Consider the following 11,902-nt stretch of genomic DNA (forward strand, 5'->3'; position numbering starts at 1 on the left):
TTAACGAAACATAAAGAATTTGTTAAATTTGATAAGAAGATTGTCGAACTGTAAAAAATCTCTGCTGTTATGATAACAGCAGAGATTTTTTTATAAATTATGACGATGTTGTTTTTCGAAATCCTCAAATTGCTCTTTAACTTCTTTTGAAGGTTGTGTTAGTAAACTAACAATTACGATGGCTAGTAAACTAATAGCGAAACCTGGAATCATTTCATATAAGAAATCTTTTAAGAATTTGAATTGAGTCCATATAATAACAGTAGCGGCACCAGAAATCATACCGGCAAGTGCGCCCCACTTCGTCATACGTTTCCAATATAAGCTTAATAAAATAGCAGGTCCGAATGAAGAACCAAATCCAGCCCAAGCGTATCCAACAAGAGCTAAAATCGTATCATTTTGTTTAAACGCTAATGCGCACCCAACTAATGCAATAACAAGTACAGCCATACGACCGACAAATACAAGTTCTTTATCAGATGCAGAACGTTTGAAGAATGTACGATATAAATCTTCCGTTACAGCACTAGAAGTAACGAGTAGCTGTGATGAAATTGTACTCATAATCGCTGCTAGAATGGCTGCTAATAAAAATCCAGTAATAAGTGGATGGAATAAAATTTTCCCAAGTTCAAGGAAAATTGTTTCTGGGTTAGATAATGTTAACTCTTGTTGTGAATAGTAAGCAATACCGATAAGACCAGTAAACATAGCTCCGACAACAGAGAAAATCATCCAGCTCATACCAATTCTTCGTGCGCTTTTCAGTTCTTTTACGGACGAAATCGCCATAAAGCGTACGATAATATGAGGTTGTCCAACATAACCAAGCCCCCATGCGAATAAAGAAATCATTCCTAAAGTAGAGGCCCCTTTAAAAATATCTAAACGTGTTGGATCTACAGAGCGGATTGTATCAAATGCAGGTCCAAGTCCATTCGAATTCATAATTGTTACGATAGGAACAAGAATAAGAGCAACTACCATAATGATTCCTTGCACGAAGTCTGTCCAACTTACTGCTAAGAAACCACCAAATAATGTGTAAGCGACAACAACGCCAGCTACAATGAATAATCCAACATGATAGTTCATGCCAAATGAATTTTCAAATAATACAGCGCCTGAAACTAATCCTGAAGCTACATAGAAAGTAAAGAAAATCATAATAACAAGTCCAGATACTAAACGTAGCATATGAGATTTGTCGTGGAAACGGTGTTCCAAAAATTCTGGGATAGTAATAGAGTTATTTGCAATTTCTGAGTAGGTACGTAAGCGAGGAGCGACATAAAGCCAGTTTGCGTATGCGCCTAGTGTTAGGCCGATCGCAATCCAACTACTACTTAATCCAACGCTAAACATTGCACCGGGTAACCCCATTAAAAGCCAACCACTCATATCGGATGCTCCAGCACTTAATGCTGTTACTGCGGGGCCTAGTGTACGCCCGCCAAGCATATAATCTGTTAAGTTGGACGTTCGTTTATAGGCGAAATAGCCAATGACTAACATCCCGAGCATGTAAATTGAGATAGAAGTTAAAGTTAACATCTGCGTACTCATGTAGTTCCCCTTCCTTTTGTCATGTCTTTTGATGCGTTATGCATATTTATCCCGCATAAACGGGCAGTAAAACTCCCACCTTAAAATTGGCTGGGCAAGGAAATTAGGTGGGAGATCAACTGCCCGTTTATGCCCGATTGGTTCAACTAATAATCAGTGGGGAGAACAAAACCCTCACTGATTAAAGTTTCACTTTATAATCTATCATGATTATTCTGAAAAATCCATATAGAAATACGAATTTTCAGAAATGTAAGCGTTTTTTGATGTCATTTTACTTTTTTAATATATAATATTCATACAAAAAACCTTATTTTTAATAGAGTATTTATTATATTTACATAAAAAGAGGTTGTTTTGTCAATATAATATTGAAAGGAAAGAAAAATAAAATTTTTGGAAAAGTATTGACTTGTGAAAAAAGTTAGGTCTATAATGAGTGCAACTTAAAAAAATGCAAGCGTTGATGAAGAAGAGTACACATGATGAACATGTCAGAGAGCTGATGGTTGGTGCGAATCAGTATGGAATTGATGTGGAATGGGCTTCGGAGCTTCCAAACCGAAACGAAAGAAGTAGGCTTTGGCGACATGATCTCATCGATACAAGAGACACGTATTGTTTTTGATACGGTAAAGTGCGTTACAGTTGTAACGAATTAAGGTGGCACCACGGGAGTACCCGTCCTTTCTATAGGATGAGTACTCCCTTTTTGTGTATAAAAAATTAAATAAGTGAAATCGTTTAAGTAAGAAGAGTACGTATATTGGAGACGTTACAGAGAGCCGGGAATAGGTGGGAGCCCGGTACGGTGCCATATACGGAATGGGCTTACGAGAGGTATGCTGAACAATTATTTTCAGTAGGCAACCCGGGTTCCGCCGTTACAAGGATAAGGTATAAATTTTGTACCTGAACAAAGCGGGATGCTTTTGCATCCAACACGAGGTGGTACCGCGGTATATTTATCGTCCTCTACATATTTTCGATATGTAGAGGACTTTTTTATTTTTCAGGGCGAGGTGAAGGACATGATGACGAAAGAAGAATTTATAAAACAAAAAAGAGAGAGAAAGACATTTTTAGTAATCACTGAAGAAGAAGGAGATAGCATTACGCCAATTTCTTTATATAGACGTATGAAAGGGAAGAAGAAATTCTTATTAGAAAGTTCACAGCTTCATCAAGATAAAGGGCGTTATTCTTACTTAGGATGTAATCCTTATGGAGAAGTGAAAAGCGTTGGTACGGAAGTGGAACGAACGATTTACGGCCGGTCAGAAAAGTTGCAAAGTAACGTACTTCAAGTGTTAGAAGAAGTGATCGCGTCAGCTCAAGTAGAGAGTCCGTTTCCATTTTGCGGGGGAGCAGTTGGTTATATTGGATATGACGTCATTCGGCAGTATGAAAACATTGGAGCGGATTTACACGACCCATTAAATATTCCGGAAGTACACCTTTTACTATATCGTGAGTTTATCGTTTACGATCATTTACGCCAAAATTTGTCGTTTGTATATGTATGCAGGCAAGATGATTCAGCAGATTATGAAGAAGTATACGAAAGGCTACGAGTATACAAAGAGGAAGTGCTACAAGGAGAAGAAGCTGAAGTAAATACAATACAATCCCCATTATCATTCACTTCTTCTATAACGGAAAAAGAGTTTTGTGAGATGGTAGAAATGGCGAAAGAATATATAAGAGCGGGAGACATATTCCAAGTTGTACTGTCACAGCGTTTACAAAGTGAATGTATTGGTGATCCATTCGCGTTATATCGAAAACTTCGAATTGCAAATCCATCACCATATATGTTCTATATCGATTTTCAAGATTATGTTGTACTCGGTTCCTCGCCGGAAAGTTTACTATCAGTAAGGGAGGATAAAGTGATGACGAATCCAATTGCTGGTACAAGGCCGAGGGGGAAAACGAAGAGGGAAGATGAGGAAATCGCAAAAGAACTGTTAGGCAATGAGAAAGAGCGAGCAGAGCATATGATGCTTGTAGATCTTGGGCGAAACGATATTGGTAGAGTGAGTGAAATCGGCTCGGTTACGATAGATAAATATATGAAAGTAGAAAAATATTCTCACGTTATGCACATTGTATCCGAAGTTTACGGAACATTGCAAAAACAAATGGGCGGATTTGATGCGTTAGCGTATTGCTTACCAGCAGGGACGGTTTCTGGAGCTCCGAAAATTAGAGCGATGGAAATTATAAATGAACTAGAAAATGAAAAAAGAAATGTATACGCTGGTGCAGTTGGATACGTTAGTTTTTCAGGAAATCTTGATATGGCGCTCGCCATTCGAACGATGGTCGTAAAGGATGAAAAAGCATATGTTCAGGCAGGAGCAGGAGTCGTTTACGATTCAGATCCAGTAGCTGAATATGAAGAAACATTAAATAAAGCGAGAGCGCTTTTGGAGGTAATGAAATGATTGTACTTATCGATAATTACGATTCGTTCACATATAACTTGTATCAACTGTTAGGCGAACATGAAGAAGAAATTGTAGTTGTAAGAAATGATGAAATAACGATAGAACAGTTAGAAGAGGTGAATCCAAGAGGAATTGTACTTTCACCAGGACCAGGAAAACCAGAGGATGCTGGCATTTGTATCGACGTCATCCGTCATTTTTATAAGAACGTTCCCATATTAGGGATTTGTCTTGGCCACCAAGCGATCATAGCTGCATTTGGAGGAGACATTGTTAGAGCAGAATGTATTAAACATGGAAAAACATCGCGTGTGAAACATAACGGAACGTCAATCTTTTCATACGCTACCCAGCCGCTAACGGCAATGCGCTATCATTCCCTTGTTGCAGAGCAAACGAGCTTGCCAGAGTGTTTTGACATATTAGCGACAGCGATGGACGACGGAGAGATAATGGCAGTCCGTCACAATTATTATCCGCTCTTCGGATTACAGTTTCATCCAGAATCAATCGCAACAGAAGAAGGCGGAAAGTTAATACGTGCCTTTTTAACAGAAATAAAAGAGGAGGAAAGAGTATGAATAACTATCTTCGTAAATTAGTGGAGGGTCAACATTTAACAGAAGAGGAAATGTATAAAGCAGGACTACTTTTATTAAGTGAAAACATATTAGAAAGTGAAATTGCAGCTTTCTTAGTCTTACTGAAAGCGAAAGGTGAAACTGCAGAAGAAATATACGGTCTCGTTCGAGCTCTTCGCGAAAAGGCATTGCCGTTTTCGAACCATATACAAGGAGCAATGGACAATTGCGGGACGGGTGGTGACGGTGCTCAAACGTTTAATATTAGCACAACATCAGCATTCGTACTGGCAGGAGCAGGTGTAAAGGTTGCAAAACATGGTAATCGTGCTGTTTCTAGTAAAACAGGAAGTGCAGACTTATTAGAAGAACTAGGTGTAAATATTAGTAGTACGCCAAACGAAATTGATTATTTACTAGAGCATGTGGGCATTGCATTTTTATTTGCACCAGTGATGCATCCAGCACTAAGGCGCATTATGAAAATAAGAAAAGAGTTAAACGTGCCGACGATCTTTAATTTAATTGGTCCTTTAACAAATCCAGTGAATTTAGAAACACAATTTGTCGGTATTTATAAACGAGATATGTTATTACCAGTTGCAGAAGTATTACAAAAGTTAGGCCGGAAACAAGCGCTTGTCGTAAATGGAAGTGGTTTTTTAGATGAAGCGTCATTACAAGGGGAAAATCACGTAGTCCTTTTAAAAGATAATGAAATAGTAGAAATGAGTATTGATCCAGAAAAGTATGGTTTTTCAAGAGTGAAAAATGAAGAAATTAGAGGGGGGAATTCAAAAGAAAATGCAAAGATTACGCTTGAAGTATTGAGCGGAGAAAAGAGTGTTTATCGTGATACAGTTTTATTAAATGCAGGTCTAGCTCTTTTCGCAAATGGAAAAACGGAAACGATTGAAGAAGGAATTAAACTCGCGGCACATAGCATTGACTCTGGAAAAGCATTAACCAAATTAAACTTATTAATTGCAGCAAGCAATGAAAAATTAGAAAGGGTGAACTAAAGTGGGGACGATTTTAGATGAAATTGTAGAACAGAAGCAAAGGGAAGTTGCGGAGTTGTATGAAATATATACACCAGTAAAAACAAAAAGAAAGACACATTCACTTGTAGAAGCGTTACAGCAGTTTACTGTCATTGCAGAAGTAAAGCGAGCATCACCATCAAAAGGAGATATCAATTTACACGTTGACGTACGAAAACAAGTGGGAACATATGAGAAATGTGGTGCAGGAGCAGTATCTGTTTTAACAGATGGTCAATTTTTTAAAGGGTCGTTTCACGATTTACAAACAGCAAGAGAAGAAAGTAACATTCCGCTTTTATGTAAAGATTTCATAATCGATAAGATTCAAATTGATAGAGCATATGAAGCGGGAGCAGATATTATTTTACTAATTGTAGCAGCGTTAACGAAAGAGAAGTTAAAAGAGTTGTATAGCTACGTGTTAGAAAAAGGATTGGAAGTGATTGTTGAAGTTCATGATGAACAGGAATTAGAAACTGCGATTGTATTAAATCCGCACGTTATTGGCATTAATAATCGTAATTTAAAAACGTTCGAAGTAGATTTAAGCCAAACGGAAAAGCTTGGAAAAAGATTGAATGAGGAGAAACTACTTTGGATTAGTGAAAGTGGCATTCATTCAAAAGAAGATATTATTCGTGTTAAAAGAGCTGGGGCCAAAGGTGTATTAGTTGGAGAGGCGCTTATGACATCATCTTCTATTAGTAGTTTTTTTGAAGATTGTAAGGTGAATATATGAAAGTGAAAATTTGCGGCATCACTGATGTGGAAACAGCGAAAAGTGCGTGCGAATACGGCGCAGATGCACTCGGATTTGTTTTTGCAGAAAGTAAACGGAAAATCACTCCAAAGAGAGCGAAAGAAATCATTCAGGAGCTTCCAGCCAACGTGTTAAAAATCGGTGTTTTCGTAAATGAATCAGTAGAAGTGATCCAGAAAATTGCAGATGAGTGTGGGTTAACACATGTACAACTACATGGGGATGAAGACAATTACCAAATTAGAAGATTGAATATTCTGTGTATAAAGTCGCTAGGAGTAACTTCAGAGAGGGATATGAAAAACGCTCAAAGGTATGAAACGGATTATATATTATTTGATAGCCCGAAAGAAAAGTTTCATGGAGGAAATGGAAAGACATTTTCATGGGAACTACTTGGGCATATGCCAAAAGAATTGCGAAAGAAAACGATATTAGCTGGTGGATTAAACTCTCTTAATATAGAAGAAGCAATTCGAACTGTTCGGCCATACATGGTCGATGTGAGCAGCGGAGTAGAGACAGAAGGAAAGAAAGATGTAGAGAAAATAAAACAATTTATTATAAAAGCGAAGGAGTGTTCCAAATGAACTACGCATATCCAGATGAAAAAGGACATTACGGTATATACGGAGGACGATACGTTCCAGAAACGTTAATGCAATCTGTACTAGAACTAGAAGAAGCATATAAAGAAGCGATGCAAGATGAAGCATTTCAAAAGGAATTAAATCATTATTTAAAAACGTACGTCGGAAGAGAAACACCGCTTTATTTCGCTGAAAATCTGACGAAGTATTGCGGAGGTGCAAAGATTTATTTAAAACGTGAAGATTTGAACCATACAGGAGCTCATAAAATTAACAATACAATCGGTCAGGCACTACTTGCAGTGCGAATGGGCAAGAAAAAAGTTGTCGCTGAAACAGGAGCTGGACAACACGGAGTTGCAACAGCTACTGTATGTGCTCTTCTCGGATTAGAATGCGTCATTTTTATGGGAGAAGAAGATGTAAGACGTCAAAAATTAAATGTGTTCCGAATGGAATTACTCGGAGCGAAAGTAGAAAGTGTAGCGGCAGGTAGTGGTACATTAAAAGATGCGGTAAACGAGGCGCTTCGTTACTGGGTTTCACATGTGCATGATACGCACTACATTATGGGATCTGTTCTCGGACCACATCCATTCCCGCAAATTGTACGTGATTTCCAAAGTGTAATTGGAAATGAAACGAAAAAACAATATGAGGCGTTAGAAGGAAAGTTACCAGAAGCAGTCGTTGCTTGTATTGGCGGTGGCAGTAATGCGATGGGAATGTTTTATCCATTTGTACATGATGAAGAAGTTGCTCTTTACGGCGTAGAAGCAGCTGGAAAAGGCGTTCATACAGAAAAGCATGCAGCAACTTTAACGAAAGGAAGCGTTGGCGTTCTCCACGGATCAATGATGTATCTTCTGCAAAACGAAGAAGGACAAATTCAAGAAGCACACTCTATTTCAGCAGGACTTGATTATCCAGGTGTTGGTCCAGAACATAGCTTGCTAAAAGATATTGGCCGCGTTTCTTATCATTCGATAACAGACGAAGAAGCATTAGAAGCATTTCAATTATTAACGAAAAAAGAAGGCATTATCCCGGCGTTAGAAAGCTCGCATGCTGTCGCATACGCATTAAAATTAGCGCCGCAAATGAAGAAAGATGAAGGGCTTGTCATTTGTTTATCTGGCCGCGGTGATAAAGATGTAGAGAGTATAAAACGTTATATGGAAGAGGTGTAAAAAATGGGAGTAGAAAAAATTAAAGCAGCGTTTGAAAATGGAAAGAAAGCATTTATTCCGTACGTAATGGGCGGAGATGGCGGCTTTGAAAAATTAAAAGAAAGAATTCGTTTTCTTGATGAAGTAGGAGCGAGCATCGTTGAAATCGGCATTCCTTTTTCGGATCCAGTCGCAGACGGTCCAACGATTCAAAGAGCAGGGAAACGAGCGCTAGATAGCGGCGTAACAGTAAAAGGTATTTTTCAAGCATTAATAGAGGTAAGGAAAGAAGTGCAAATTCCGTTTGTACTCATGACATATTTAAATCCGGTACTTGCATTCGGAAAAGAGAGATTCATTGAGAACTGTATAGAAGCAGGTGTAGACGGCATCATCGTTCCAGACTTACCGTATGAAGAACAAAATATTATTGCGTCGTTACTTCGAGAGGTAAACATTGCGCTCATTCCACTCGTTACCGTAACGAGTCCTATTGAAAGAATTGAAAAAATTACGAGTGAATCAGAAGGGTTCGTTTATGCTGTTACAGTAGCGGGCGTAACGGGAGTACGTCAAAACTTTAAAGAGGAGATTCATAGTTACTTAGAAAAAGTAAAATCACACGTCAACTTACCAGTAGTCGCTGGATTCGGCATCTCAACAAAAGAACATGTAGAAGAAATGGTTACAATATGCGACGGAGTTGTCGTTGGAAGTAAGGTCATTGAGCTTTTAGAAAATGAAAAGCGAGAAGAAATATGTGAATTAATATATGCAACAAAACAAAAAGAAGAGGCGTAGTCTCTTCTTTTTGTTTTGCGTAATAAATGTTAAAATATACAGAAAATACATATAATTCAGAGGAGGAGAAGGCATGCTAAGACGTAAATTACTATATCTATTTTTAACTGTACCATTATACGCTTGGCTTATTAGCATGACGAAAATAGAGTTAATGGCTCTATTTTTAGGGTATGTATTCATCTTTTCTAACTTAAATCGCATTCAAGAACAGTCTATTTTAGAAATATGTCTATTTTCGATTAGTATAGAATTATTTAGTATCGTTTCGATTGTATTATTAAACGAATTATTTCTACGGATTCATTCATTTACATTAATGAAATTTTGGAATATTATATTGCAAGCAATATGTACTTACATTGTGTTTGTTGTGTTGAAAGAAATAGTCGGAAAGCAGACAGTTTTTCAGGATAATAGAAAATGGGAGTGAATGAAAAGGAGCCGTTTGGTTCCTTTTTTGAATCTGTTGTAAAAACAATTGAAAATTATAGCATCTGTTATATAATAGTTAAAAATTGTATTTTAAAAGAAATGAGATGATAACATGGCCATATTGTTGGCACTTATCCCAATTATGATGATTTTCATTTGTTTATTTTTATTTAAACAAACGTCATTAAGGTCCTCGTTAATTTCTTATGCTGTGTCTGTTGGAATCGTTTTACTCTCGCCAACGTTTCAATTAGGGATAAGTGAAACTGTGCACGCAACGATTAAAGGATGGTTAATTTGTTTTATTGTCGGGTACGTTTTATTTTTCGGTATTTTTTTATTTCACCTCATGAACAAAATGGGGTACATCGATCAAGTAGCACGTTTTCTAGAAGCAGTTACTCAGGATCGCTTATTACAAATGCTGCTTATGTGCTTTGGTATTTGCCCACTAATTGAATCGGTAAGTGGATTCGGTATTGGCTTCATGGTTGCAGCACCTATTTTTCTTTCATTAGGTTATAAACCATTCCAAGCTGTACTGCTCTCATTTATCGGCTTATTAGCTAGTTCATGGGGGCAATGGCAACGGGTACGATTATCGGTTCCCAGCTTATCAATATGCCGCTTACAATACTTGGTACAAATACAGCGCTATTAAGTATCCCGATGTTTGCTTATTTCGTCATTCTTTCTTTACATGTTGTTGGCGGTTGGCAGGCAGTTATTGAAAAGTGGAAGGAAGGATTCGGTTTCTTTCTATTATTTTCTCTCGGAATCTATCTTTCTAACGCATACGTAAGCGTGGAACTAGCAGGTATATTAAGTTCTATCGTTACGATTACATTTGGCTTTCTTATGATTAAAGTAAAAGGAAAAAGTGAGCAAAATCTAATGACAGAACATGCTGCGGCAACGGAAAGAGAAGTATCTATTCTAAAAATTATTAGCCCTTATATATTTCTAACAGTTTGTATTTTACTTTCTCGCCTCGTTCCTGCATTACATGACTTGTTCAGATCATATGCAGTCCTTGATTTGAAATCATACTCTTACAAATTAGAAATGCTGTATTCACCAGGATTTTGGCTCGGTATGACTTGCTTATTTACTATTATTTTCTTCCGCATCCCGTCTAATATTATTAAACAATCACTCTCACAAACGATTAAACAATGGATTCCTTTTGCGATTACGACGACAATGTTTATCGCCATTTCAGAACTCATGGGTGCATCAGGCATGCATTCATTACTCGCAAAGACAGCTGGTGATACATTTGGAACCTTTTTCGTTTTCGTTGCTCCGTTTATTGGCGCTATTGGTGGATTTTTAACAGGTAGTAACGCAGGATCAAATGCAATGTTTATAAAACTCCAAATGCAAACCGCACAAAACGTAGCACTCCCGTGGCAATATGTCACAACCCTTCAAAACACTGCATCATCAGTAGCGACAATCGCTTGTCCATCACGGATTACATTAGGTGCTTACTTATGTAGAGGGTGTTGCAAAACTAAAATAAATATGCAATGTTATGAATCAGAAAAACTAGCTGAACATGCAATAGATAGCGATTTTGACCATACCAACGTGGCTGTTCCAGCCCTTTATCTTTGAGATGACTAAACTGTTGTTCAATTTTTCCACGCTCTTTCATCAACTGTTTGCCAAAGGTAGTTTGTAGAAAATGAGACACTACACGACGATGTGTACTTTTGATTGGTCCGCTATTACGCGGGTTAATTGGATTGATCGCAAAGATATCACATGCTCCGGCAATTTCATGAATGTGCTGACTATCATAAGCGGCATCTGCAACGGAAAATAACACATTTTGGTTTTGTATATCCCGAAGCAATGCAGGAGCTATTTTACTATCATGTACATTTGCGGTTGTAAATGCATACGACAATATAACACCTTCTGGTGTAGAACAGACATGAGTTTTATATCCCTTATACCAACCATAGCGAGTAGATTTTCCCCATTTCGCTTGAGAATCATATAAACTACTCCGTAAGGCTGTACTATCAATTAAAACGCACGGAATTAACCCTAAATTCTTTTCTTGAAGAATTTGTTTATGAAGCAACGGAATTTCTTCGTTGCGAAACCAAGTGCCTACACGTGAAAAAGTAGATATATGAGGAACAAGCGAAAGGCCACAAGATACACGAAATGAAGGATATTGATGTAAAAAACGAGTTAACTTACGTAATGAATTGATCTGGAATACCGTTTTTATAAAAAAACATTTGAGTAAAGCTTTTCTACAGATGGGTGGGCGGCCTGTCATAGGCGGAACGCCTCCAATGGTTAAACTGTCTACGTAGGCAAATAAAATTTGTAAAATGGATTGATTTTGATCAAAATTGGTTATCATACTAGTAAATCCGTCCTTTCTGGAGATAGTTTTAGGATACTATCATTCTTCCAGGAAAACGGGTTTCTTTATGCATTCATTTTTGGATATTTATGAGTTTTGCAACACCCTC

The 11,902-nt window shown here is 37.6% G+C and carries 10 protein-coding genes, 1 pseudogene and 2 other annotated features; of the genes and pseudogenes, 9 read left to right on the forward strand and 2 right to left on the reverse strand.

Features of this window, described 5'->3' with window-relative positions:
• Positions 1-90: 90 nt before the first annotated feature.
• Positions 91-1,569 carry a sodium/proline symporter PutP gene (gene putP / locus V6946_RS06650; RefSeq protein ID WP_000107211.1) on the reverse strand — a complete coding sequence of 493 codons (1,479 nt, stop codon included), beginning with the start codon at positions 1,567-1,569 and terminating at the stop codon, positions 91-93.
• Between the two features lie 454 nt (positions 1,570-2,023).
• Positions 2,024-2,261: a binding site (T-box leader), on the forward strand.
• A 42-nt stretch (positions 2,262-2,303) separates the two neighbouring features.
• Positions 2,304-2,548 (forward strand) — a binding site (T-box leader).
• Between the two features lie 52 nt (positions 2,549-2,600).
• Here putP and trpE point away from each other — a divergent pair.
• From trpE to V6946_RS06695, 9 genes and pseudogenes are all read left to right on the forward strand, one after another.
• Positions 2,601-4,019, forward strand: coding sequence for an anthranilate synthase component I (gene trpE, locus V6946_RS06655; RefSeq protein ID WP_006916781.1), 1,419 nt, complete (start codon positions 2,601-2,603; stop codon positions 4,017-4,019).
• The gene (locus tag V6946_RS06660) at positions 4,016-4,603 is read left to right on the forward strand and encodes an aminodeoxychorismate/anthranilate synthase component II (protein WP_000636322.1); all 588 of its coding nucleotides are present in this window, start codon (positions 4,016-4,018) and stop codon (positions 4,601-4,603) included. Before trpE ends, V6946_RS06660 begins: the two co-directional genes overlap by 4 nt.
• Positions 4,600-5,625 carry an anthranilate phosphoribosyltransferase gene (trpD, locus tag V6946_RS06665; RefSeq protein ID WP_001067365.1) on the forward strand — a complete coding sequence of 342 codons (1,026 nt, stop codon included), beginning with the start codon at positions 4,600-4,602 and terminating at the stop codon, positions 5,623-5,625. Before V6946_RS06660 ends, trpD begins: the two co-directional genes overlap by 4 nt.
• 1 nt (position 5,626) lies before the next feature.
• On the forward strand, positions 5,627-6,388 hold the full coding sequence (gene trpC, locus V6946_RS06670; protein ID WP_000536679.1) for an indole-3-glycerol phosphate synthase TrpC: 762 nt from the start codon (positions 5,627-5,629) through the stop codon (positions 6,386-6,388).
• Positions 6,385-6,999, forward strand: a complete 615-nt coding sequence (locus V6946_RS06675; RefSeq protein ID WP_006916779.1) for a phosphoribosylanthranilate isomerase — start codon at positions 6,385-6,387, stop codon at positions 6,997-6,999. Before trpC ends, V6946_RS06675 begins: the two co-directional genes overlap by 4 nt.
• Positions 6,996-8,189, forward strand: a complete 1,194-nt coding sequence (gene trpB / locus V6946_RS06680; protein WP_001105016.1) for a tryptophan synthase subunit beta — start codon at positions 6,996-6,998, stop codon at positions 8,187-8,189. The genes V6946_RS06675 and trpB overlap by 4 nt, the downstream gene beginning before the upstream one ends.
• A 3-nt stretch (positions 8,190-8,192) precedes the next feature.
• On the forward strand, positions 8,193-8,969 hold the full coding sequence (gene trpA, locus V6946_RS06685) for a tryptophan synthase subunit alpha (protein ID WP_006916778.1): 777 nt from the start codon (positions 8,193-8,195) through the stop codon (positions 8,967-8,969).
• Positions 8,970-9,042: 73 nt separating this feature from the next.
• The gene (locus V6946_RS06690; protein WP_000946131.1) at positions 9,043-9,402 is read left to right on the forward strand and encodes a DUF4029 domain-containing protein; all 360 of its coding nucleotides are present in this window, start codon (positions 9,043-9,045) and stop codon (positions 9,400-9,402) included.
• A 114-nt stretch (positions 9,403-9,516) separates the two neighbouring features.
• Positions 9,517-10,904: pseudogene (locus tag V6946_RS06695) on the forward strand (L-lactate permease); the annotation flags it as partial.
• A 16-nt stretch (positions 10,905-10,920) separates the two neighbouring features.
• Here the strand turns inward: V6946_RS06695 and V6946_RS06700 are convergent.
• Positions 10,921-11,790: an ISNCY family transposase gene (locus tag V6946_RS06700; protein WP_023520903.1), complete on the reverse strand. Its 870-nt coding sequence runs from the start codon at positions 11,788-11,790 to the stop codon at positions 10,921-10,923.
• Positions 11,791-11,902: the final 112 nt, after the last annotated feature.

This window comes from Bacillus sp. PPSBB_2, assembly GCF_045291115.1.
Classification (GTDB): domain Bacteria; phylum Bacillota; class Bacilli; order Bacillales; family Bacillaceae_G; genus Bacillus_A; species Bacillus_A cereus.